This is a genomic window from Rummeliibacillus sp. SL167 (assembly GCF_007896505.1).
Taxonomy (GTDB): Bacteria; Bacillota; Bacilli; order Bacillales_A; family Planococcaceae; genus Rummeliibacillus; species Rummeliibacillus suwonensis.
Genome location: NZ_VCBM01000001.1, coordinates 2368571 through 2393750 on the forward strand (window position 1 = coordinate 2368571; position 25180 = coordinate 2393750).

Below are 25180 nucleotides of genomic sequence, written 5' to 3' on the forward strand. Positions count from 1 at the left end.
CTTGTATAATATGAATCTCGAACTTCTGTTGAAATACCTAAGTGGTTAAAAAAGGTTTAGGTTTCAGTATCCCAAGTATAGGCTTTCATCTCTTCTCCCAAAACCCAATCTCCACTATCAACCTTCCTCATAATCTCTGTATGTATCATCTCAAACTGATCTTGATACAAATGCAACACACGTACTCCAGCAAGATCTGTAACTTCACAAAACAAAGAATTTTCTGTAACTGTAATCCGCTTTTCGGATTTGCGCTTCAGTTTATACCGAAAGTGCTCCGGGTCTTTTAATCTAACTTTGATAGAATGAACAATCGGAAAGGAAATATTATGTAAAGCTGTATTTAATTCAAAAAAGGTTTTTACTTGAATTAGAAATTGTGTCTGCCCATGTTGATAAAATTCAATTACCGTATTCACTGTTTCAACCTCAACAATCTCTTCCTTTTTGATGCCCCCATTGTTATTTATAGCACCTCCGCCCGTTCAATAAATTCCTTGGCAAAAGCATGATAATTTTCCTGAGTTTCTTTATACTTTTTAAAATGGCCTGGATTAGGCTCTTCGACTAATAACGCATCCAGTAGTTCCGGATCATTTTCCTTATAATCTTTATAAGTTTGAGGGACAAGCCACATTGAGCACTTAAGTGCCTGAGCTACAGAGGGGAATGTGTTATGAGAATGCATAACCGCAATACCACCGATTGGACTCATAATGTCAGCAACAGGAGCTCTGTTTTTAGATACAATGTATTTCTCAACGGTTTTGGGCATTTCTTTTGCGTATGCATAATGTGCAACTGCCAAATCATACTCGTTCAACTGTTTAGACTGCTTTTTTGCATTATATATCGTATATCCAAGAAATTGTACAAACTTTTCAGGGAATCTTGTCCTTTTATCCTCTGATATAAGTTTATATATTGTCTCAAACTCCTTTTGCCATTGTTGTAGGGAATTTCCTATATTGCGAATACCATATACACTAAACATATCTGGTAAAGCCGGAATTATAAAGCCATCAACAGTTGAAATAATTACCTTATTTAAAATCCCCAAACTAGGAGAAGTATCTATTAGTACATAGTCATATCCATTAAGTTTTCCATATACTTCACATATTCTGCGAATATTCGTCACTGTTCTAATACTCAAATTATCACTTTGGTACAATCCACTCCAACGCTCTGCAAGTTTATTTTCATATTTATGTAAGGAAAGTCGTCCAGGGATTAGGTCCACATTATCATAGAGTTTAATAACAGGTGGATATTTTGTTAATTCATTTAATCCGTCCTCTGTAGGTTTAAGAAGAAAGTGAATTGACCTAGGGTTACTTAATATTTTTTCTAAACCATATTGTTCAATGGCTGCTCCATAATCATCTATATATAAGTCTTCATCTTGCCAAATCTGGTGCAAACTGTCCTCAAATACACCAGAAATAGTCATATTGCATTGGGGATCTAAATCAATTAGAAGAACTTTTTTCCCGAGTTCTCCTAGTGCACATCCCAAGTGAAAACCTAACGTTGATTTTCCAACTCCGCCTTTATTGTTAAACAAGGATACTATTTTCATTTCTTGACCTCCATTCTTAGCATGTTACTATAGACCCGATTACGTAGAATTATCTAATTATTACTTTAACAACACATTTATATTTATAAGTATAATTCCTCACATCCAACTCGACACTCGTCAAATAAAACATCCAAACTGCTCTGTCGCAAGAGCCTAGCACCTAACCTGCACTATCACCGGACTATGATATCTAATTTGACCACTTGACTATCAAATCCACTTTCTTGGATATATTCCCATGTAGCGAAAAAATCACGATTTTCAAACTCCTACTTTTGACCAAAAAACTCATATCCATTGAGTTTTTGGCACTATCAGTAGACGGAAACATATCGATCTATTTCCAAAATACACTGACTGTCCTCCAAATTCGCCCGAATAATCATTATCCTGAAATTAATGTCTGGCTTTTACATTTGCAAGTCATACCATCCTTGATCTAATCACCATAGCTATAGTTGGTTAATGTTGGCTACAACCGGATAAATATAAATATATATTTAAAATATACTCCGTAAAGTACCAATATTAGATTTTAAAAGAACCTCTCTTTATACCTCTAACCTTATATATGTTTTGAGCGCTGAGATTAACTCACCACTCATTTCATCTCCACCATTTAATAATCGAAGTACATAATCAATATAATAAACCTTCTTCCAACCAAAGAAATTTGATAATTGAGTATATGGCAATAATCCTTTATTATTAATGACTTTTAAAGCTCTTAGGAAATCCCTATTATTTACAATCATTTTTAACTCCTGTCTAGATTCATTATAAATCTCATCAATATTTACTACATCTTTAATTGTATATATATTGTTTTTATACTCTTCAATTGTATTTATTTTATCATTAAGTATTCTAATAATATTATTTTGACATTTCTGTTTACTAAATAGTAGTGCCTGAGATTCTATCTCTTTTTCTAAAAACTCAAGAGTTTTATCTTGAACAGCTGTAAGGATACTTTCATATTCTTCTTTATTTTGCTTTATGCAGACTATCCGAATTACTTCAGGCAGTAAAAATAAATTTTCGATTTCTGCAACATCAGGAGAAAAAATGTTATTCCTATTATGACTAAAAATTTCTTCGTCACTTTTTCTGTCTCTATCAATTATTCCTTTTACTTCAGCGTAATGAATACCTCTTAAATTTTGATAAGCTTTTGTGTATTGTATAACACTGTTACAACTTTCGACAGGAATAATATTATATTGAGGAAACAATATTGCATATAACTTCCTGTCAATACTTTTATTAGGCGTACCTTCAACAAGAAGCACTTTTTGTCTATTTCCTAGTATTTCAAGCTTTAAATTGTCCGTAGCATTAACATCTTCAATTAATTCATAATCCCATTGCGAACTACTTTTTATTCCTTTTACCCAGATGATTTGTGTGTTTATTCTTAAACTTGCGAATTCCAAACTATGTGTAATATATAAAAAAGTACAGTCTTGTCTTGCTACTTCAATAGCATTCCACAATCTAACTAATATAGATTTATGTAAATGGTTTTCGGGCTCGTCAATAATTATTAGGCTACCTGAGGGTACAGATAGAACTTCTCCAATAAAATAGAAGATTGCCCTTTCTCCATCGCTCATTTCACTACCATTGTAATATTCACTTTCTTCTGTCGATTCTGTATCATAAACTTCTATTTTGCCCGCACTAATTTTCAACTTACGATGAGTTATTACATTTTCCCAAATACATTTTATTTTTTCTAGTCTTGTTTCATTATCAAACTCCACATTTCCGTTTTTATGACTCTCGCGATATTCTATACTCTTTTCATAGTTCTCAGTCATGAGTAATTCCATTAGCATATTAAAATCATTCAATAGATGAGTTTCAGGCTTATTGCCCCACCTATTATTTTTCTTTCCATAGATTTTTAACCATTTTTTATCGTTACTTGTGTTTCCGTATAAAAACTTTTCTTCTGCTATCTCTAATTCAGTCGGACTTACCATTGCTGGCATATTTAAAGACTTTTGAGCCGAAATTCTATGAATTGGTATCTCACCGTTATTATCATCAATCCAAATACTCATTCTTGTTTTTCCTGAACCATTAGCTCCAATTAAAACAATCGACTGCTTGTCTACGATGTACTTTTCTTCTCCATTAATACTTGGTATTTTAATTTTCATAAGTGACCTCCTCTTCCTGTATGTATCTAGTTAATACACCTATTTACTTCATCTATATTTACATATCACACGCATGTTATTTGCATTAATAATAACCATATTTTAAAAACGTTACTTTTATCATATCTTTTCTTAACCCTTTAAAAGCAGTCATCATCTATCCTGTCTCCTCAACCCTATTTCATTTTATGGCCTTTTTTCTACACTTTGACATGCTTTCACAAACATAAAAAACACATTTTAGGTTGAGTAGTCGATTTAGATGCTATCCAGCAACTCCAGTAATATCAAAGCTTACACCCTCGACATCAATACTACCGTCTCCACATGGCTTGAGTTGATGGAATTGATGTCTGATATCCATTTTTTATGGTATCTGTACGCGGGAACATGTCAATGGGTTTTTCGGTCATTTTTGAAAAATCATCCGTATGTGGAAACATGTCTATGCAGGAAGAGTATCAGCGAGTGTAGTCAGCTGGATAGTAGATTTCAGGTCATTTATTTTATTATTCTTGACATTACCTTCTGTAACAGAGGGGGTATTTCGAAGTGCTGTTTTACACAACTCGAGATATTTATGAAACGTGTTCTGTATTATTTCTTCCATCTCTTGCAACCCGATACCTGAAATATTCCTACCATCACCCCTATGCAACGAGTCAGAATGATATCCGAAAAAGTTCTTCATTTTTTCATAAAGTGCCTTCATTGTCTGTAAACCGTCAGTATATTCAAATTATTATCAATTTCTACAACAAAATTACCATTTAGCATCTTTGGTTGTTCGCTTTTATAACGGAAAAAGATCTTGCTGATTTCTCAACAGGCCATATATACTGATATGCAGTTTTAAACCAGTTTTAATCACTATTGGGCATTTTATAAATATAACGAACCAACTAAATTACATAATATGAGTATATGTGAAGTTAATTTAGTTTATCTTGCCGGATTTGTTAACCACTCTTCTTTTGTAATGATAAGCTTGCAGCTTTCAAATTGCGAAATTCTCCCGTCTATGTCAGGTCTGAATTTATTAGTTATTCCTGTCTCCGTAACCTTCATACCGAGTTTTAAAAGTGGAGCAAGTTTATCCTTATCATTCAATGCCCAGCAAGCTTGTATTCTTTCGGCACCCAGCTGAATAAATCCATAATTATACAGAGCTTTAAGAGCCTCATATTCATAATCATTGCCAAAATATGCTGAATTTATAACATGACCGATATCCAGAGTCTGCTCATCGTCCATAAAGTTAAAATTGGTTAAGCAAACTACCTTGTGTAAATCCTTGATTTCAACAGCCCAAAACTGATGCTCTTTCGAAAAATACTCGACAGCACCTTTAATTCCTTCTTCATCTGTTGGCCACGTATGGTCGCAATCAGCAAACTGTGATTGCTCTTTAGATATGGCAATTTCCAGTAAATCTTTCCAATCATCCAGTACAAACTTCCTGATAATAAGCCGTTCAGTTTCAATACGTAATATTTTGTTTGCTCCCATTTTTGATCTCCCTCCATAAATTTGTATTTGAAATACAATCCGGTCGTATTCATCGAAGGTTCGAGTTTTCCTTGTAACAGACGGCGGAACTCCATGGAACGACTGATAAGCCCGTGTAAACGCTTCTGGCGAATCATAATCGAGCATTAATGCTAAATCAATTACCTTAATGTCCGTATTGATTAATTCGTGTGCAGCAATAGTCATACGTCTGTATCGCACATATTCTGAAAGTGTTACACCGGTTGACAACAGAAATATCTGTTGGAATTTGGACAGAGAGCAACAGCAGATCTTTGCTGCTTCCTCATAATCCAGCTTTTCCTTCAAGTGTAATTCGATGTACCCTATTGCTCTATTTAGATTATCAATCCACTCCAAAACCTTCACCTCAGTATAACTATAACATAGCTCTATATAAAAAACCTTGCATTTTACCCAATATTCTGCAAGATATCGTCCTTCATATTTTAAATAGTTAATGGTTCACTTTTTCTTACTACTAACCCGACCAATTAACTATCAAGCCAGGTTCATTCTTGTCAAATATCCGTTGCGCAAAAATAAGGACACGGTCAAGTTCATATTTATTTGTAACATTTTAAATGGTGTAATTCACTGATACTTCCTCCCTATCATTTCGAGAAGATTTTATATGCTGAAATATAGTCTATAAGCGGATGTAGTTTCTTTGCTCTGAACATATCAAGCAGTTCATCCTTGTCTACCCATCGAGCGTTGACAACCTCTGTCGATTGAAGATTTAAGTCTTGAATAGGCACATCGGCTTGAAACAGCCACACATCATAAAAATCCTGTATACTGTCGCGCCGGATTTGAAACAGCAGTCGAGCCGTAGAGCGGTCTAAATCTATCCCCAGTTCTTCCTTAACCTCTCTGATCGCTCCGTCCAAACTGCTTTCTCCAGCCAGCACAGAGCCGCCAGTACATTCCCAATAAAGTGGATATTGTTTGTCGGGGTGACGCTGCGATAATAAAAACTGACCTTTATTATTTGTTATCCAAGCACTAACGACAAGATGATACATTCCTTGTGGTATGGGCTGCCCGCGCTCATGCGTTATCCCTGTGCATTCACCTTTTTCATTGTATAAATCCCAAAGCTCCGGCATACTTACACCTCTTTATCCGGTAATGGCGCATCACGAAAATCAAGCAGATAACCGTCGGCAATCGCCATTATTTCGGATTGATGGTGTGCAGAATATTTATCGTACACTCCATAAACAATCATTCCAGCTTGCTTTGCACTCTTTACGGCTGGCAACACATCTTCAAACACAATACATTTTTGAGGAGAAATACCAAGCTTTTTCGCTGCAAGCAAAAACACATCTGGGCGCTCTTTGCCATACGGGACTTGCTCAGTTGAACAAATAACATCAAATAAATCATAAATACCGTTACTCTGCAGACAAGGCAGATACAATTCTTCGGGTAAACCCGTGGCAATAGCCAATTTGATGTTCTCGGCTTTTAAGCGAAGTAAGTAATCCAGCGCATAAGGTGTCAAGCCGACATCATTCCTATATTTCGATATTGCCATACAGTTCCATTCTTCAACAATTGCGGGAATGCTTTCATTCAGTCCGAACAGGTCTATCGTATATTGCGCCGCTTCCTCAAAGCTGCGGGCACAGATTTCAGCGACATAGTTTTCCGGTACGGTCAAATTGCGCTTTTTTAAAAAATCAATGTCAATCTGTTCCCAAACGTCCATTGAATTAAGTAGTGTTCCATCTAAATCAAAAATTGCAGCTTGAAAGTTCATAGGTTTGTCCCCTCCAGAAATATCCGCTTCAGCTCGGAGGCCGCCTGCCGTATATTTGGCTGTGCGATAATCGCAGACACAACGGCTAAACCGTCTATCCCCATATCATGAAACAGCCCAGCGTTTTCCTTGTTGATCCCGCCAATCGCCACGATAGGGAGAGCGACAGATTGCCGGATGTTTTGCAGCTCCTTTATTGATACGATAGCAGCATCTGTTTTCGTACCCGTGGGAAACATCGCGCCAACGCCCAAATAGTCAGCTCCATCCTTTTGTGCCTGTATTGCTTCTGAAACGGAAGATGCAGATACCCCCATGAGCATATCATCACCGATGATTTCCCTTACAATGGCGGCGGGAATGTCACTCTGACCGATATGTACGCCAGCCGCATGAACAGCTAAAGCAATATCTATTCGGTCATTGATAATAAGAGGAACGCCGAAACTATCCGTAACCGCTTTGATCTCTGTTGCCAGCTTAAAAAAGTCAAGGGATGAAATGTTCTTTTCTCGTAGTTGTACCATTGTGCAACCGCCTAAAATGGCTTGTTCAACCGCTTCGGATAATGTGTCGGTGGTCATAAGGCTACGGTCAGTTACGAGATATAACGAATAATCTCTTTCCATCGTTAGATATCCTCACTTTCTTTCAAGCCGTACTTATATAACTCATAAAAATGATGGGTAGGCCCGTTGCCTTTTCCGATGGCAAGGGAGTGTTCAATAGCCATTGTGACATATTTCTTTGCCGCCGCGACCGCCTCATTGATACGCAATCCTTTGGCAAGCTGTGCAGCAATCGCAGACGAAAATGTGCAGCCTGTGCCGTGTGTGTTCTTCGTGGCAATTCGGGCTGTTTCAAAGTGATAAATACTTTCCCCGTCAAAAAGAACGTCCAAAGCATTTCCAACCGCATGACCGCCCTTTACGACAACGGCCTTACAGCCCATGTCGTATATCTTTCGGGCAGCGGCCTCCATATCTGTAACAGAGGTGATTTTCATATCAGCGATTTTTTCTGCTTCGGGGATGTTCGGTGTAAGCACATCGGCAAGGGGAATAATAACATCAATCAAGGTCTGAACAGCCATAGGCTTCATTAAGGCGCAGCCGTTTTTGGCGTACATCACCGGGTCTATTACAACATTGTGAGGTTTGTACTCCCGCAGCTTTTCAGCAACCGCGCACATACATTGTGGCGTGGAGAGCATACCAATTTTAACGGCGTCAACCTCAATATCTTCAAATACGGCGTCGATCTGCTTTGAGATCATATCCGGCGTTATATCCTGAATGTCAATTACCCGGCTCGTATTTTCCGCAACTACAGAAACAATGACACTCATTCCATATACGCCATGAGCTGAAAATGTTTTTAGGTCGGCCTGAATACCTGCTCCGCCGCTGCAATCAGATCCCGCTATACTCAATACCTTTTTCATAGAATAAAAACCTCCGTTATTATTTTTGGGTAAACAACCAATAGTGTCCCGTTTGTTACAACAACTGAGCTTTCTCTGCCGATGAACTCATTACTGACCCCGATAGGGAAAGAGTTCGTCAATGTGGCATTATGAAGCTCATATTTTAAGCCTTTTATATAAACGCCCTCTGATTTTTCAGAATATGAAAATACCGACACAAAGCCAGAAGCCTGTGGATTAAAGAATAGAGTCTTGTTTGTAATAGCACTTATAATACAGTCCCTACCGAATAAAAATCCTTGCTTGCCGTTTTGGGACAGTTTAGCTAAAAGCTGGATATTTGCAATTGTGTGTTCCACGCGCCCGCCCATTCCACAATAGATATGAAAGACCTCATATCCTGCTTTGATGCCTTCTCGAACAGCCGCCAACATGTCGGTATCATCTTTTTCGGCATTCAGTTCTATAACATTTGGATGCTCCGGCTTGAAATGCAAAGTGTCGAAGTCGCCTATCACCAGATCGGCGGTCATGCCGCTTTGCTCTATGTAACGTAGGCCCGCATCAACGGCGATAATCATATCCGCCGGACAAGCGGTGAAGTCCAAGCCGTAATTTTCCCCAGCACCGACAACATAACAGATCTTTCTTTTCATGGCTTACTCCTTGTATGCCATTTCCCAGAAATCAAGTTCAAGTAAACTGGCCTGTTCAAATACATGCATCAATCGCTCCTGTTCCTTCGTCGGCATAGCCGAGCATTTGCTATCTGCGAATGCGCTCCAGAGCTTGCAGCTTTCAAAATATCCGTCATCGGCATAGTCCTGAATGAAATCCCAATACCTAGAATTTGCGGTTCCTGGCATAGCGGCGATCTTCCTGAATATGTAGCTGTAACTCAACATACAGGGAAGAACAGCCATAATCATTTCGCAAACGTTGCCACTTTCCGCAGCGTCAAGTAAAAAATCGATATATTTCTTATTTTCTGGCAAGGGAGCTATCAGCTCTATGTCGTCGTCGGTCATTCCGAATTGCTTTAAGTAGTTCAACCTCACCGCAGACTCGGTATCCGTTAGAAAACTTAAGACGGAATAAAATAACTGAATATCCTTGAGAACGGTGGAGTGATACATGGCATTCCCATAAACACGGGCATAGTGCTTTAGATAAATGCTGTCCTGTATCATGTAGTTCTTAAACTTCTCAAACGGCAATATGCCTGCTTGCAGTTCGGTGATAAAAGGTGTAGCAATGCATTTGTCCCAAATTGGCATGTTCCTTTTCAATACTTCGTCCATGAATGGCATTGATTATATCCTCCTGTTTATAAATAAAAATAGAGCCTCCAAATAAGATTGGAAGCTCTTTCAGCCGCAATACGGCATAAGAAATTGCTTCCCTATGCCGGTATTAACCGACAGGTCCAGAGGTCAGGTCTTAACCTTTTTCAACTTGTTCAGTTCCCTCGCAAATATAGTAATACAATATTTAGTTATAACAAAAGGACACCCCGTGTAGAAAGCGTCCTTCAAATACAAAAGTATCGATATACTCCCTACGCTGGTGTTAACCAACAGGTTCTAAGGGTCTAAGCAAACAGCTTACTCTCAGCCTGCTTAAAGCAAGCTCCCCTTTTTTTCTTTTTTAATTATATTACAACACGACAAAAAAAGCAACCTTTAATTTCTGCTCTTCTTTCGTATAGAACAGGATCATGAGATGAAATGAACTGGCCAATCTTTTTAATTTCCGTTTGTTGGAGAAAGCAAATGAGGTAGCAGAACTCAATAGCAGCCGCGTAAGATCTTCCAAAGCCATACTTTACCTACAATAACATCAGCATTATTGTGTTGAGGATTTTTACTGCACATTTCATATAATAAACGTTGGGGCCCGCCTTTGGTTGGATTGAAGAAATTAAGTTGTATATTTTAACATCCATATTTAACCACGCCGTTACAATTATACAGAAAAAAATGTTTTTTTATAAAACAAAATGCCGCCAATTAAGAAGGGTTTCCTCCTCAACTGGCAGCAATCATATTGAAATCCTATAGTTTCACTTCTATTTCCAGCCCCGACTTAAACTCAACCACTAACCTATCATCATATACAATCGCTTTTTCAACTAGTTTTCTGACCAGTTTATCATCAAACTCCGTAATATCACCGGTTTGCGTGTTAAGGAAGTCCGTCATTTCAGCAATCCGATCCCTCTTATCTTGGCGGAGAGCGTTTCTCGAAAGAGTTTCTTGCCTTAGATCACGTAGTCGGTAAATCTCGTTGACAATATTATCGTATGCTTCCTTTGAATTTGCCTTTTGGATCAACTCGGTTTGGAGTTCTTCCAGCCTTTTATCAATGTCTGCTGTAGTCTCATCCAAATCCACGCTTAATACGGTTTCAATATTCTTTTTCAGTATAGCCAGAAAAGAGTTTTTTCCGCTGACCGCTACATTGATGGCCTCTACAATTTTCTCTTTAAGCGTATCTTCAAGTATAGTGGAAGCGGTACAAAATAAACCGGTGTTTTCCAATCTGCTGACGCATCTCCATACGATTGATTTCTTTCCTCGGTTATTCCAATGAACCCTTCGAAATATTTCATGACAGTTGCCGCAGAAAACCATCTGTGATAAAGGATGCTTGTTGCTATAGTTTCTTTTCTTTCCATTCTTACTTATATGCACACATCTTCTTTTGACAAGCTGTTCCTGAACCTGCATAAAAATTTCACGCGGGATTATAGGCTCATGGCTGTTTTCTACATAGTATTGTGGAACAATACCATTATTGGGTACCCTTTTCTTTGATAAAAAATCTACCGTATAGGTTTTCTGTAATAGCGCATCACCGATATATTTTTCATTCCTCAAAATCTTATTGATGGTACTGGTATGCCATCTGGGATTGCCTGCACCCGTCAGAATTCCGTCAGCCTCCAAACCCCTAGCTATCTGTAGCATACTGGAACCTTCAAGATATTCTCTGTAAATGCGTTTGACGATCTCAGCTTCTTCAGGTACGATAACTAAATTGCCATCCTTATCCTTTGTATAGCCAAGAAACCGGTTGTGATTGATATGGATTTTTCCTTGCTGATATCGGTACTGAATACCCAGTTTTACATTCTGGCTTAACGATTGGCTTTCTTGCTGTGCCAAAGATGCCATAATGGTCAACAGGATTTCTCCTTTGGTATCCAATGTGTTTATATTTTCTTTTTCAAAGTAAACCGGAATATTTTTTTCTTTAAGCTGCCTTATGTACTTTAGGCAGTCCAGCGTATTTCTTGCAAACCGGCTGATAGATTTCGTAATTATCATATCGATTTTGCCCTGCATGCATTCTTCTATCATCCGGTTAAATTCTTCACGCTTTTTTGTGTTAGTTCCGGTAATACCTTCATCTGCAAATATGCCTGCTAACTCCCATTCGGGATTGCTTTTGATATAGTTTGTGTAGTGCTCGATTTGCGCTTCATAACTGGTTGCCTGCTCCTCGCTGTCCGTAGAAACACGACAGTAAGCTGCTACCCGAAGCTTAGGTAATTCCTCGGCATTTGCACTATTCCCAATTCGCTTACGGGCAGGAATTACCGTAACATTCCTGGTTGTCATCTAAAATCACCTCGCTCTTAATAAGACTATAAGCATACTCTGCCTGCTGAAACGGATCATCGTATAGATTATCTGGCATTGAAGCATGAAACTTAAAATTCAGGCATTTCTTTTCATTTCCTTTATGTTCATAAATCCTGCCAAGCACCTCAGCTCGCCTGCGTCTTTCCAGTTGTGCTTTTTCGAATGTGTCCTTGCTGATAATTGGCGGATAGAATTTATCCTTAACATACCGTTTATCTGCCAGCATTCTTGCAATAGATGTGTGGTAGCGCTTAATGCCCGCTTTTTGGGCTGCTTCGGTTAAAGAAAGACCGGAAAGGTAAGCCTCAAATAGTTTCTCAATCTTAACTGCTTCCTCTTCATTAATTACAGCCCTACCGTTCTGAATGGTATATCCAAAAGGTATATGGCTCATCATTTCACCAGCCTTTCTCTTAAGTTCAACCCGCATTTCATTTTGAAACTTATTTCTTCTTGTGAAAACACAATGATTTCTTCAATAAAATCCTCAAATATTTCGCTTTCGAATACATCAATCTGCTTATCAGCTTTCGTTGCAAATTTAAGAAGCTTCTCAACCTCAACAAGGATAGTCTGACTCCCATCGATTGCGCGTTTTATGGCTTCTTTTTGTTCTTTTAATATGGCTGCTTCTTTAAGCAGCTCATTTTTTTGTGTATTAAAAAGAGCGGGTTCCAGGTATCCTTTGGCCATAAGTCCCATAATCACCTGAACTCGCTCTGTATTTTCTTTGATTTTTGTTTCCATCTCCTGAATCTTTGTTATGTTATCTGAGTAATTTGTCTTCTTTAAGCTTTGTAGCAATGGTCTTAGAATGAATTTATGACCGAAAATAAGCTTATTGATCATTACAACGAAGGCCTGATGGATTGCATCCTCTCTGACAAACTTCATGGAACAGCTTGATGCGTCCTTTATATGCTTTGTGCAGCACCATGCAATATATTTACGGTTACCGCTGCCATGAATTCGACGCTTAAAACTGCTGCCACATTCTGCGCATCTGATTTTCCCAGAGAAAGGGTAGCGTTTTTGATACTTACTGCTTCCCTTAATTACACCTTTTTCTTTTCCTCTTTGCTTTAATATCTCTTGGGCGGCTTCAAATTCCTCATGGGATATAATGGCTTCATGATGATCTTTTATCATGTATTGATCTTTTTCCCCACGATTATAATGCCGCTTAAAATTCTCATCTGTATAGGTTTTTTGCAGAAGGACATCCCCAGTATATTTTTCATTGCTTAAAATGCCGCGGATAGTTGTCGCTGTCCAGTGTGAACCTCTCTTTGTTGGGATTTTATCCGAATTTAGCCCATCTGCAATTTTCTGTGTGCCTTTACCGTCCAAAGCCTCGGAAAAAATCCGCTTTACGATTTCAGCCTGTTCTTTATTGATAAATAGCTTTCCATCCATATAATCGTAACCATAGGGAGGGTATGAAATCTTGTATGTTCCGTTTTGGAACCTACGTCTGATAGACCACTTACTATTTTCTGCAATGGATAATGACTCGTTTTCTGCAAGACTGCCCAAAATTGTCAGCACCAATTCGCCTTCCATGCGCTGCGTGTTTATATTCTCTTTCTCGAAATAGATGAAAACACCGAGATCGGTAAGTTTTCTCACCATCTCAATACAGTCGGTTGTGTTTCTGGCAAATCTGCTGACCGACTTGGTTATAATAAAGTCAATTTTCTTGTTTTCGCAATCTGCAAGCAGTCTCAAAAGTCCAGTTCGGTTTTCCTTTTTTGTGCCTGATATGCCTTCATCATAGTAAATCCCTGCAAATTCCCAATCAGGATTTGCTTTTATATAGGATTCATAATGGTCCTTTTGCGCTTCCAGGCTTGCCATTTGCTCATCACTATCGGTTGAAACCCTGCAATAAGCTGCCACTCTTACCTTTGGTTTGAAAGCTTGGAGAGCATTGTTTCCATCAATCCTTGTTACCTTTCTCACTGTTTTCACCTCCTTTGGGCATGTGACATGTTACCTCTGTGTGCCGCTAATAGCAAGCTAATTAGGCCATAAGCTGTGCGTACATTGGAGAAAAAGTTTTAAGATTTAACTTATCGATTTTGTCGAATTCCTCCTCTGAAATCAGTCCCGCTTTAAGCATCTTTTGCAGGATTTTATATGCCCGCCAGTAATCTACCTCTCTTTGAATTTCCTCCTGCGTTATCTTTGTATAGTTCGTTTCCTGCGGGTTATATGGTAAATGATTAGCCGCTTCTATCATTCAAGCACCTCCTATAAAAACTTAGGACAGCCGCGATTGGCTGTCCTTTATCGTTATTCCGGCAATTTCAGAACTTGTCCGGGGTAAATAGTATCTGAAGTCAGGCCATTGAGTTCCTTAATCTCCGGATATCTTGTTCCTCTGCCGAGTTCTTTTTCCGCTATTCTCCATAAGGTGTCGCCTTTTTGCACTGTATAGGTTCTATTGCCCTTGTTATCAGGAATGCTGTTTACAATTACAAGGTTTTCTTTTGCTACCCAAGTGTTTATGCCTGCAATCTCTTGACCGCCGGATTTCTTAACCTTTTTGCCAAGCAAAACACATTCTTTGCCGCCTTTTATGACCGGCTTGCCTTTGTATAAAGTCTGTGTGACCCTGTGGTAATAGTCATTTTTGACCCACGTTGGAACTTCTACACTGCCGGGGTAGTAATTCTTTACACTGACCTTAAACTCCACCATATCTCCAATTCCAATATCAGTATTGATATCTGTACTGTTCTCCAGCGCTTTTTTTACTGCTTTACGGAAAGTGTCCATATTCTCCCCATGCTTGGGAAACCAGTGCATCACATCAGCATGGTTGCTGGCAATACCGAGCTTATATCCTTCGGAGTGGCAGATGATGTCATTCTCATTAAGACCGTACTTCTTGCAGAGCATAACGCAGAGTTCAACAGCATTCTGCCACGCTTTACGGAAATAATCTTCCTGCTTTGCTGCATCATAACCCGCCATTACCGACCCGGATTTATACGAAAACCCAGCAGGCTCACAGATTTCAAAGCCAATATGGGTATTGTTGGCTGCTCCTCCCGCATGCCACCCGCGATGATCCCAAGGCAGGTATTGCCAAACCTCTTTATCGTCTACAAAAGCGTGAACACATACCTGCCTATTTATTTCGCCGGCCTTGTAAGATTTGTTCCAACGGGAAAACCACTCAGCCGCCATTACACCCGGCACAGCCGTCGAATGTACCATGATTCCTTTAGGCGTGATTTTTCGACCAGCTGTATAGCAATCGTTTCGCGTCATGTATTTAGTAAAAAGCTTCATTTCTTTTCATCCTCCTCATTTGAGTGGCCATGCAGTTGTTCCAATGCGTTCTTCAGCTTTTCAGGAATGGGCAGTCCTATATGTGCTGCATTCTCAAGAATTGAAATTCCCTCGTTACTCAGGTAAAAGAAAATAACCGCTGTCCGGATTGCCCCGCCGTTGCCGAGCACCTGGCTGTCGATTATGTGTCCCACACCCACAAGTACAAAAATAAGTACCTTCTTAAAGATGCCCTTGGCTCCGACTTCACTCGAAAGCTTTTTGTCTACAATGGCACACATCACGCCGGTCACATAGTCAATGGCCACAAAAGCGATGAGCGCATATAAAAATCCATCCAGCCCTCCAAGAAACCAGCCAAGAAATCCGCCAATAGCAGTAAAAACCGCCTGCACCCAGTTCCATACTGTTTTCATTGTCTTAACCCTCCGTTCAACTTGAATTTTGCATATAAAAAAGCGCCCTGCCTTAAAGCAAAGCGCTGAAAATTAAAACTTCTAATCTATATTTGCTTCGGAAGCGCCTCCCACAGTCGCATATCCTCCTGCCCAAGAGACCAGATAGCTATACCTCGCAGTTTCCATCGATAAGCCGCTTCGTTTGCCCAGTAAACAAGGCTATCCACATCCTGATAATACAGAATAGAAAAACCATCTGCATCTCCGAGGAAGAGACGGGATATCCAGATATTGATGTCTTTCGGTATAATCTTTACTTCATAGTCATTACCGCAAGAAAGAGCCAAAAGTTGTGAGTGGAAGAAGTCATAGTCCATCGAAATGTCCTCACTGCGAGTTATCGATTCCTCCACATCGTTATTTACTGAAAACACCTGAAATTCATCATCCCACGTGACACCAGTGCGAGCAAGCCTGCCAAAGCTGGTTATAGTTCCATCCGGGAGTTCCACATCAAAACGCTCGTATGGTTCATATACCCACGCATCGCCCAGCCGCAGCAGCTCGCATACCGTCCGGTTGTCCGAGCAGTACCCTGCATAACCACTACCACCGATTACATTCACTGTGAAACGCAGGGTTGAAGCTGCACCAGAATATACTCTTACCTTATTGCCGCGTTTTCGCATCTCTATAGTATACATATTCGGATTAGCACGAAGATCGGCATCTGCAGTTTTTGAGAAACTGGTGGAGTAGCTACCAAGCAAGGAATTACCTTGATAAAGCTCGACTCTTTGCGTGTCATAATTTAAGCAGCAGAAAATATCACCAAGGAACACCCCAGCCCGTCCGCTGCTATTTTGAGGGAAGGCCAGCCTTGCCCGGATATGGATGTCGGAAAACCCGTCGTATTTCCATGCAAGTTTGCCATATCCCTCGAGTTGGGAATATGGGCGACTTTCTGTGCTGTCTGGGTCTTGCCAAACATCCCATTCGCCATCCAGCACAGTCCAATAATTTTCAGGCAGGATGTTCCTGTCCCGAAAATCCTCATACCAAATAAGCGCCGAGTCGGGTTTTCTTCGCAACATTTCAAAGGTCAGTTTAAAACCTCGATCCGGCTCAACCATCACACCATTTACATCCTTGAACCGACGAGGAGAGAGCATAAAGCTGGCTTCACCGGCAAAGGGATACTCCGAAAATCCACTGCAAACCCTAAAACCGTAAAACTGGACTCCCGGCACACCACCGCTTATGCTGACAGCATGCGTTCCCTCTTGGAGAAATACACCTTTTGCAAGTGTCAACCAACAAATTCTTCTCCAGTATGGCCACCACAGACGGTTTTCGCTGAATGTCTTTGAGTCACCGTCGAGGGTAATTACAATTGCATTTTTGTCCCAGTAGGGAAAGCAAAGCCGTACTGCGACATCGTAATATGCCGCTTTAGTTATCTCGAACTGGTACTCTGCCGAAGCCTGATCATCTCCCAGCGAGGCCATCTCATCAGTAACAATGACATTTCCTTCGTATTCATCCGGAACTCCGTTTCTGTCAATATAAATGGTTCCGAACTCCGCTTTCTGCTCCTTGCCATAACTTGTTAAATATCTCCGCCTGTTATAAACCCCTTTTAGCAGCGGATATTCCCAAGATACGGCATCCCATCCTTCCATATAATCATATACATGAGGAAGAGCCCAAGGTACTTTGTTATAGTCATCCCAGTAAGCCACAATTGGAATAAACGGCTGGGGCGGTGCATCGCCTGTGAAATTGTAAACTCCAGTCATCCAGTATTTAGCCGCATAATAGGTATTAGACACTCCACGATAAGTTATTCCAAGGTTTTCAGGTGTGTCATGGATCCTCCAGTTCCAGCCATAGGCAGGCAAACCCATGAATATCTTGTCCGGAGACATAACGGAAACTGCATAATCATATATACCCTCAAGCCAGTCACGAGGAGATACTGGGCCGGGAGCAGAGCCCGCCCATGCCATGCCATAGCTCATGATGGCGGCGGTATCGCAATAGTCGTTAAGATCGGCATAAACACACCAGTTTTCACCGCCCACCGAGCCTTGAACGCCGGTCATGCCAGGCAGGCAGATGTTGACAAGCTTTGTTGCATCATAAGACTTAACTGTATTATATATATCCCTAAATAAAGCATTCGCCGCATCCTTGTTTTCATAACCTCCACCGCGCTCAAGGTCAATATCTACCCCAGCGCACCATGGATACTTGTTCATTATTCGGATGATTTCAGTGAGAAACTTATCCTTTGCACCGTTTTCGTTGTTGCGAAGTGCAGTAAAAATATTGGCTATTCCATGATTCATAATAGTGAGCAACCACTTAATGTGCGGCCATTTCTGAATATACGGAAGCATGCTGCTGATGCTGGTACCGGTTTCAGTGATTGTACCTGTTGCGTCAACCTCAAAAGTAAAAATGCCTACCGTATCAAAGCGGTCGCCGTAGTCTCTAAGCGCTTCATACATTCGGGCATTACCCATAAAACTCCACACCATGCAACGTTTGCCTTTTAAGAAATCCCTCACAACCGGTCACCGCCTTCTTGCATCTCCTGAAATTCAAAGAGCACCCGCGCCGATTTTCTCTCTTCCAGTTTCACTGTATGTTTGCTGTCCCATGCCGCAGAATATTGATAAAACCCATCCTTAGGAGTCTGACTTCCGTTTTTTAGGCATTGGCGGGTGGAAGCCTTGAGCGCCAGCTCATCGCCTGCGTTAACCGAGTCAAGAAACCTTACCTTATGCGCGCCCATACCTTGGGATATTTCAATACTTCCTGCGGCCATATCCTGTATAGGATAGATATAGCAGTCAAGACCAGCAGAAGTTTTACCCAGGTTGAATAAAATTACAGTCTCCGCTGTTCGCACCACACCGTTATAATGCCGGGGCGGAACTGGCTGCCCGTTTTCCTTCATTTTCGTTAGCATTTTGCTCGTGTGGACGGTATAGCCTGTCAACTGATCTCCATCCTGAAGCTGCAGGTCGGTGAAATATATAGTTCCGGTACAATCTGTGATCATCAGACGAACTGTGATACTGACCACGCGCATTTCTTTCTTAATCATTAACGTTTCTGCGAACCTGATAAAGCTGTTTTTTGCCATCGTCAACACTCCAGATAAAATAAAAAAGACCGCTGATGCGATCTCTTATAACAAAACTGGATTAATTTTTTACAATGCCTTATTCTTTAGGAGTTATATTATTTAAAGCTTCTATTAAATCTTCTCTCGTTACAATCATTTGACATATCTTTTTTGATGCTTTCCCATCTTCAGTAGGCGTCGCCATTACATCCAGAGTAATGAATTCGCCACCTTGTAACATCGATGAGTTTTTGTAAAACTTTAAATACCTCCCAGAGATTTGACATTCTACATGCAATGGTCCAAGGGAGTTTTTTCGGCGTTGTGAATATGTTATTGGAAACCGTTTAATTTTATTATTATCCAACTTCGGCACATCCTTTCAAAAATATAAATCAAACAAATTATACCATATTAATACCTCCTGCTCCTATTTATCCGTCCAATGTCCACTGAATTTCGCATACATGCCCGATCCATCCAGTGGAAACCGAACCGCCCTGAAGCAATAAGTCTGTAAAGTACACTGTGCCGGTGCAGTCAGTGACGCACAGCCTGATGGTGATAGATTTGACTCTGCTGATACTTTTGGGAGAAATACTGTGTGCAATCTGATTGAAATATGCCATATCATCACCCTCAAATTAGGTCTATAAATCTTGTTTCTGTTGTACCGTCCTCGTATTCAATGACTATCTCAACACCAACTTGGCCGTTTTCGCCCTTTTCAAGGTTTTCTGAAGCAATCTGCGCTGAAAATGTATAGCTTTTACGTGTTGCTGGGTATACCGTCTGTGACAGACTCTTTGTCATACCAGGTACACCAACAGCCTTGAAGGAAGCAGTTCCCGAAACACCATTCTCAGTATCCACTTCAAAGCCGGAATTGACCCAGTAGGCAAAACCATCATCCGCTCTGGAATTGCGCAGATGGTTGAATGGTACCATATCTTTAATTTCCTGACGGTTTATCAACTCTGCTGAGGACAGCGCATCCGCTGCCTTGTCCCACTGTGCTGAAGAATCGCCGAGTTCCCGCAGTTTAGTTGAAAGCTCAATCACTGTTTTCCATGGCTCCTGCAAGTTATACTGCCTTCTCACAACACGAGTCTTTACCAAAAGGCCTAGTTCCTTATCGTCTACCGTTACAATATCACCCAGTTTCCATGCTTCGTGCTCATAACCGGTTAGCGCAGATAAATCCATTGCAGACAGTACATAAGAAACGCGAGGCTTCGAATATTCTGCAAGCCGCATTTTTGCATATTCCAGCATCTGATACGGATTTGTAAACGACGAACAATCAAGCGTCGACACCCTCACTTCACTGGAAAAAGTGTAATCTTCCACGTATTCCTTACCTCCATTAATTGAAGCGAAGGTCAATCCGTTCTTTCCATAAGCATAGAGCCTTGTCACTAATTCGCGTGTATCGACTACCCGCTGAATACTTTTCAAATTCTTTCTATATGAAAAAAGCGCTCCGCTATCAGTACCACTAAAAGTCAAAAGGTGTACCTGGCGGTTGGCGCTGTCAAACACCAGATCGCCGCCATAAATATTCTGTACGGCGCGAAGGATGGATAAGGCATTTTTTTCTGTACACTGCCATGTCCGTTTCGTAGTGACAGTAACATTTCCTACTGTCCAACCTGTACCCAAAAGTGCATATTGCATCGGAACATCTGCAGTATCTGCATTGAATTCTCTAGGTTCTTTTTCCGCACTGAAAGACAGATCGTAAAATACCGCTTCAGCATATACTTGCGTAATAACACGCCCATCTTCGCTTTTATTGTCCGTTAAGGTTCGGATCCGGTAAATGTCATTTACGATTTGCACTTGTTTTTCATTTTCCAGTGTGCTTCTTTTTGGATCATGGAACGGAAGCTTGAATTCCAGCGTATCCGCGCCGTTCACCTCACCAGTGACAATGATATCAAAGGCATTTTCAAGAACAGCTTCCCATGCTCCGTTTTTGTCCAAAATCACAGGACGGGCAAAGCCTAATTTCTCATAGGGCGCTTTCGGTATATCATGAAGCTGTATTTCCAGAAGTTTTGGCGTCCTCAACGGATCGCTGCTGGTAAGGGTAACACGGAACCTTATATATTGCCGATTTGGCGATTGAAGTTCACCGCTGGTTCCCACAGCCTGCCATGCAGACCATTCTTCAAGATCATCGCTTGTGCTGGTCTCTACTAGAGACACTGAAGTAACACCTGCAGTATATTCGCTTGTCACAGCTACACGACCGCTGCCCGATAATGCACATGGAACCGCCCTTGTATAAAGTACGCCACTTGCAGGATACTCGCCATCTGTTGCTTTAAGGGTGACTGCGCCAGGCTCTGCCAAAGCATCTACATCCGAAGCCGCATCCCCACCGTTTGCATGTAAAGACGACTTAAAATATAACAGCAAATCATCAGCTGTAAGCTGTGAGTCCGTTTCCAGAAACCAGTCGTCGAAGCCTCCGGCATAGTAGTAGGTATTTGCATGCATCCCCATAATAATGTCTGCTATACATTCCCGATTCAATTCTCCCGAAAAGGAACGCACAGGCGACACCCAGGTTGCCCCGTCGCTGCGATCGCATATGATGTTCTGTACCTTTTTGTTGCTTACTTCAATGATGGAGGCGATAAAATACCAGCCGCCGTTTTTCAAGGTAATGGTAGCTGTTTCACTCTGGTCGTAGATTAGTGTGCCGGAGGAGTTATACAACATAAGCCTAAGTCTCCCTTGATAAAGTGAAACATAAAAAATTGGCTGACCGGGTCCTTGGCGGGTATTGAATATGGGTATATATGTCTGGCCAACCGAATAGGTGGTAGGATTAATCCAACCGCCTACAACAATCTTTTCGCCCAGATTGCTAAAGAAACTCCCATCATTTTCTGCTATAAGATGGGTCTTTTCAGAAGTCGGATTAACAATATTTTGCCTGAAGTATCTTCCGAATCTTCCAGCAATAAGGTTTGCTGATGTACCTGACCAGCCGGAGATGGTAAAATGTCTGCCATGTCCCGATGAATCCATAAGCTGAAGATTTTCGTCTGGTGTTTTTTCATTAAATCGCCATAAAGCAGACGTCCTTGATGTTACAGGAAACTCACCGGTAAAATCCTCTTGGCTCGTTAGAATTGATTTTATCGCCATGTTATCACCTCCATCTGCTTTTTGCCTGTATTTTTAACTCAGTAAAGGTCGCGTTTTCTGTGGCAATCTCAATATGATTAACACCTTTCCTGAGAATTGGAAAATTCAGATCCTGCAGGCTGGGAAGGCCATTTCTCAAGGTTCCGCCTGTTTCATCAATAACCTTAGCTGTTACCATGCCGGAGTCGACAATCAGAGTTTCACCTTCAGATAATGAACCAACAATTCGCAATTCCTCGCCGTTTGTAATAAGCGAAATATAGCTTGATGAGGACGTTGATATCAAACCCTTCAAGAGATAAACCGGATTGGAATCCGTATTTCCTTTAACCCTCTCCAACTCATGCAGACCTGTTTCAGAAAGAACAAATATCTCATCTTCCAACGCGTAAACATACGGGTCGGGACAAACAAACCGAAGTTCAAAGCTGCCCGCTGTCCGCAATATCCGCTCACAGTCAACCGCTTCTGATAAGCGAGCCATAAAATATCGGTCGGGCAAATCATCTAGAACAAGTTGTTTAAGCCCGTTTTCCGGATTTAACCATTCTGCAACATTATCAAGAACCGATACAAGCTCAGCAAAACTGCGCTGGGGAAGCACACTACAGCTAATTATTATGTTTCGTTCTGATATGTCGCAGCCAAAATCTGCAATACCTGCTTTGCCCGGCACAGTTTCAAAGGAATTGCGCAGGGCAGGGGAGACCTGCCATTTGGTAAGTCTTGCTCGTATTTTCATACTTTGCGACGATATTCCATTGTAGATAAATCCCATATGCTTCCCTCCATTACGCTGTTATAAAACGTCCCTGCGCCCTTGAACCTGTCTGCATCAGGTTATATAACTCCTGTGAAATCCTACGTATGTCTTCTTCACCACGAACAATCATCTGCTGCACCACAACAAGCGGCCCAGAAGCTAAATCGCTAAATCCACCTCTTCCACTTACACTAATATCAGGAGATATATTAAAATCTGTCGGCACTGCATTTTGCATATCGTCTGCCACTCTGGCCATAGCCTTGTCAAATCCCTCACCAATACCCAGTGCCATATTGCCGCCAATACCTTCAAAAACAGTGGACGGAGATCTGATTCCAAGAAAATTCTTTACTCCATCAACAATACCGGAAAAGAAACCGGAAACCTTATCCTTAATCCAGCTACCAAGGCTTTTAATACCTTCCCAGATGCCTTTTACAATGTTCTTACCAATCTCAACCACTGAAACAACCGCCTTGCCCAAACCTTCTATAATAGCCGCAACAATCTGAGGTAAAGACTTTACTAGTTCTGGAATGGCTTTCACAAGCCCGGCAGCAAGCTGTACGATAAGCGTAATTCCCAATTCTATGATCTTCGGCATATTGTTCGTCACAAAGTCAATGATTGTTGTAATTATTCTCGGCAGTGCTTCAATTAGTTCTGGCAATGCATTTAAAAGTCCCTGCGCCAGTCCCTGAATCAATGTAAAAGCAGCTTCAAGGATTTTGTCCATATTATCCAGCAGCCCTTGCACAATGGTGATCACTGCTTGAACCGCTGCTGGAATTAGCTCCGGTAATGCTTCTCCAAGCCCCATTACCAACGCTGTGATTAGCTGCACCGCCGCATCAATAAGTAAAGGCAGGTTATCAATGAGTGCTCCGACAATGGTCATGACCGCATCTACTGCTGCTGGAATCAGCTCCGGCAGCAGGCTCAAGAGAGTTTGAAGCACCTGAGAGAACAATTCAGTTACAGTTTGCAACAGCACGGGAAGCAGATCTTTGACTGCTGAGATAATCGCACCGGTTGCCTCCGGCAGAGCAGCCACTATATTTTCCAAAACCGGTACGATATTTTTAACTACAGCCTGAAAGGCATCCACAAGATTTTGTGTTAGGTTCGTCATATCAGCGTTCGCATTGCCAAGTCCTGCTATAAACGAACTTAGAGAGGCTTGTAAAAGACCAATAGAACCGCTGATGGTCTGGGTAGACTCTCTTGCGAAGTTTCCAGCATACTGTTCGGTTTTTTCAAAAAACATCTGCATGGCGATCTCGGCCTTTTCGGCATTGGTTGCGCTATTCCAGGCAAAATCCAGCCCTTTTGCAAGAGCATAAGCTTCAATGGTAGTGGCGTTCATGGCGACACCCAGATTATCCATCATGGTAAAGTTACCCTTGGCTGCGCCAGCGATGGATTCCATGGCAGTCTGCATGTCAATACCCATAACCGAAGCCATATCTGCCGCCCGTTGCATGGCCTTCTCAGTAAGCTCCAGACTTTTTTGCTGATCGACACCAGCACCCTGAAACAATGCGCCCATTTTGTTGGCGGTGGCAAGATACTCGGATTGAGACAAGCCCAGATTCTTGTAGGCTTCTTCTCCCGTTTTTTGGATACGTGTAGCATATTCGCCAAACACAGCTTCAGAACCGCCAAGGTTCTGCTCAAGCTCACCAAACTGCTCCACGACCTCTTTTCCCAGCTTGATGGCAGCCGCGCCCGCTGCGGCCGCTGCAGCACCCATAGCCGCGCCAACACCTTTAAGAACGCTGCCCAGCTTCTCAAATTTCAAGCTGGATTTTTCGGCGTTGTCTCCACTTTCCTTCAATTCGTCCCCAAGCTCGTCTGCACTTTCAGCAGACTGTTCGAGCTCGCGCTCCATTTTGTTCAGTTCGGCTTTTGCATTATTAAGCTGTATTTGCCACGACTGAGTACGTCTGTCGGTTTCTCCGAAAGATGAGGCGGCATTGGCAAGCGCTTTCTCCAAAGTAGCAATTTTTTCTTTCTGCAATTCGATCTCTTTGTTAAGCACCTTGTTTCTTGCAGTAACAGCTTCAACTGATTTATCTTGCTTATCAAACTGAGATGCGACCAGGTTCATTTCGCTACCCAGTACCTTAAAACTTTGGTTGATCTCGCGAATGGCGTTTTTAAATTCCTTTTCGCCTTCAATCCCGATCTTCAAGCCAAAATTGTCTGCCACATAACCGCCTCCTTTCCTGCAAAATTTTTAAATTCCATAAGGTATCACATCATCAATGGTCAGCATGCGCTTCGGTTTA

The 25180-nt window shown here is 41.3% G+C and carries 22 protein-coding genes and 1 riboswitch; all 22 genes read right to left on the reverse strand.

Going from position 1 to position 25180, the window contains the following annotated elements; all coding sequences use genetic code 11:
• Positions 1-56: 56 nt before the first annotated feature.
• Positions 57-419, reverse strand: a complete 363-nt coding sequence (locus tag FEZ13_RS10635; protein ID WP_186725847.1) for a nucleotidyltransferase family protein — start codon at positions 417-419, stop codon at positions 57-59.
• A 47-nt stretch (positions 420-466) separates the two neighbouring features.
• Positions 467-1582, reverse strand: coding sequence for a ParA family protein (locus tag FEZ13_RS10640; protein ID WP_146552597.1), 1116 nt, complete (start codon positions 1580-1582; stop codon positions 467-469).
• A gap of 554 nt (positions 1583-2136) precedes the next feature.
• Positions 2137-3753 (reverse strand): AAA family ATPase, encoded by a 1617-nt coding sequence (locus tag FEZ13_RS10645; RefSeq protein WP_146552598.1) that lies wholly within the window; start codon positions 3751-3753, stop codon positions 2137-2139.
• A 942-nt stretch (positions 3754-4695) separates the two neighbouring features.
• Positions 4696-5643 (reverse strand): GNAT family N-acetyltransferase, encoded by a 948-nt coding sequence (locus FEZ13_RS10650; RefSeq protein WP_146552599.1) that lies wholly within the window; start codon positions 5641-5643, stop codon positions 4696-4698.
• Positions 5644-5897: 254 nt separating this feature from the next.
• Positions 5898-6395 (reverse strand): NUDIX hydrolase, encoded by a 498-nt coding sequence (locus FEZ13_RS10655; RefSeq protein WP_146552600.1) that lies wholly within the window; start codon positions 6393-6395, stop codon positions 5898-5900.
• Between the two features lie 2 nt (positions 6396-6397).
• Positions 6398-7054: an HAD family hydrolase gene (locus tag FEZ13_RS10660; protein WP_146552601.1), complete on the reverse strand. Its 657-nt coding sequence runs from the start codon at positions 7052-7054 to the stop codon at positions 6398-6400.
• A complete protein-coding gene (gene thiE / locus FEZ13_RS10665; RefSeq protein WP_146552602.1) occupies positions 7051-7683 on the reverse strand; it encodes a thiamine phosphate synthase in 633 nt (210 codons plus the stop codon). Before thiE ends, FEZ13_RS10660 begins: the two co-directional genes overlap by 4 nt.
• 2 nt (positions 7684-7685) lie before the next feature.
• On the reverse strand, positions 7686-8498 hold the full coding sequence (thiD, locus tag FEZ13_RS10670) for a bifunctional hydroxymethylpyrimidine kinase/phosphomethylpyrimidine kinase (RefSeq protein WP_146552603.1): 813 nt from the start codon (positions 8496-8498) through the stop codon (positions 7686-7688).
• Complete coding sequence (locus tag FEZ13_RS10675) at positions 8495-9136, reverse strand: thiamine diphosphokinase (RefSeq protein WP_146552604.1); 642 nt, start codon at positions 9134-9136, stop codon at positions 8495-8497. Before FEZ13_RS10675 ends, thiD begins: the two co-directional genes overlap by 4 nt.
• Positions 9137-9139: 3 nt before the next feature.
• Positions 9140-9790, reverse strand: coding sequence for a TenA family protein (locus FEZ13_RS10680; RefSeq protein WP_146552605.1), 651 nt, complete (start codon positions 9788-9790; stop codon positions 9140-9142).
• A gap of 227 nt (positions 9791-10017) precedes the next feature.
• Positions 10018-10126, reverse strand: a riboswitch (TPP riboswitch).
• A gap of 408 nt (positions 10127-10534) precedes the next feature.
• Positions 10535-12103, reverse strand: a complete 1569-nt coding sequence (locus FEZ13_RS10685) for a recombinase family protein (RefSeq protein ID WP_146552606.1) — start codon at positions 12101-12103, stop codon at positions 10535-10537.
• Positions 12066-12521, reverse strand: a complete 456-nt coding sequence (locus tag FEZ13_RS10690; RefSeq protein ID WP_222434410.1) for a recombinase family protein — start codon at positions 12519-12521, stop codon at positions 12066-12068. The genes FEZ13_RS10685 and FEZ13_RS10690 overlap by 38 nt, the downstream gene beginning before the upstream one ends.
• On the reverse strand, positions 12521-14089 hold the full coding sequence (locus tag FEZ13_RS10695; RefSeq protein ID WP_146552608.1) for a recombinase family protein: 1569 nt from the start codon (positions 14087-14089) through the stop codon (positions 12521-12523). Before FEZ13_RS10695 ends, FEZ13_RS10690 begins: the two co-directional genes overlap by 1 nt.
• 61 nt (positions 14090-14150) lie before the next feature.
• On the reverse strand, positions 14151-14369 hold the full coding sequence (locus FEZ13_RS10700) for an SHOCT domain-containing protein (RefSeq protein WP_014256645.1): 219 nt from the start codon (positions 14367-14369) through the stop codon (positions 14151-14153).
• A 53-nt stretch (positions 14370-14422) separates the two neighbouring features.
• On the reverse strand, positions 14423-15427 hold the full coding sequence (locus tag FEZ13_RS20330) for an N-acetylmuramoyl-L-alanine amidase (protein ID WP_146552609.1): 1005 nt from the start codon (positions 15425-15427) through the stop codon (positions 14423-14425).
• A complete protein-coding gene (locus tag FEZ13_RS10710) occupies positions 15424-15843 on the reverse strand; it encodes a phage holin family protein (RefSeq protein ID WP_014256673.1) in 420 nt (139 codons plus the stop codon). The genes FEZ13_RS20330 and FEZ13_RS10710 overlap by 4 nt, the downstream gene beginning before the upstream one ends.
• Before the next feature lie 86 nt (positions 15844-15929).
• Positions 15930-18398 (reverse strand): glycosyl hydrolase family 18 protein, encoded by a 2469-nt coding sequence (locus tag FEZ13_RS10715; protein WP_146552610.1) that lies wholly within the window; start codon positions 18396-18398, stop codon positions 15930-15932.
• Entirely contained in the window at positions 18395-18979 is a 585-nt protein-coding gene (locus FEZ13_RS10720; RefSeq protein ID WP_146552611.1) for a hypothetical protein, read from the reverse strand. The genes FEZ13_RS10715 and FEZ13_RS10720 overlap by 4 nt, the downstream gene beginning before the upstream one ends.
• 79 nt (positions 18980-19058) lie before the next feature.
• The gene (locus tag FEZ13_RS10725; protein WP_146552612.1) at positions 19059-19328 is read right to left on the reverse strand and encodes a hypothetical protein; all 270 of its coding nucleotides are present in this window, start codon (positions 19326-19328) and stop codon (positions 19059-19061) included.
• A 272-nt stretch (positions 19329-19600) separates the two neighbouring features.
• Entirely contained in the window at positions 19601-22123 is a 2523-nt protein-coding gene (locus FEZ13_RS10735) for a phage tail spike protein (RefSeq protein WP_146552613.1), read from the reverse strand.
• A 4-nt stretch (positions 22124-22127) separates the two neighbouring features.
• Positions 22128-22901 carry a distal tail protein Dit gene (locus tag FEZ13_RS10740; RefSeq protein ID WP_146552614.1) on the reverse strand — a complete coding sequence of 258 codons (774 nt, stop codon included), beginning with the start codon at positions 22899-22901 and terminating at the stop codon, positions 22128-22130.
• A gap of 13 nt (positions 22902-22914) precedes the next feature.
• The gene (locus FEZ13_RS10745; protein ID WP_146552615.1) at positions 22915-25101 is read right to left on the reverse strand and encodes a phage tail protein; all 2187 of its coding nucleotides are present in this window, start codon (positions 25099-25101) and stop codon (positions 22915-22917) included.
• Positions 25102-25180 lie beyond the last annotated feature (79 nt).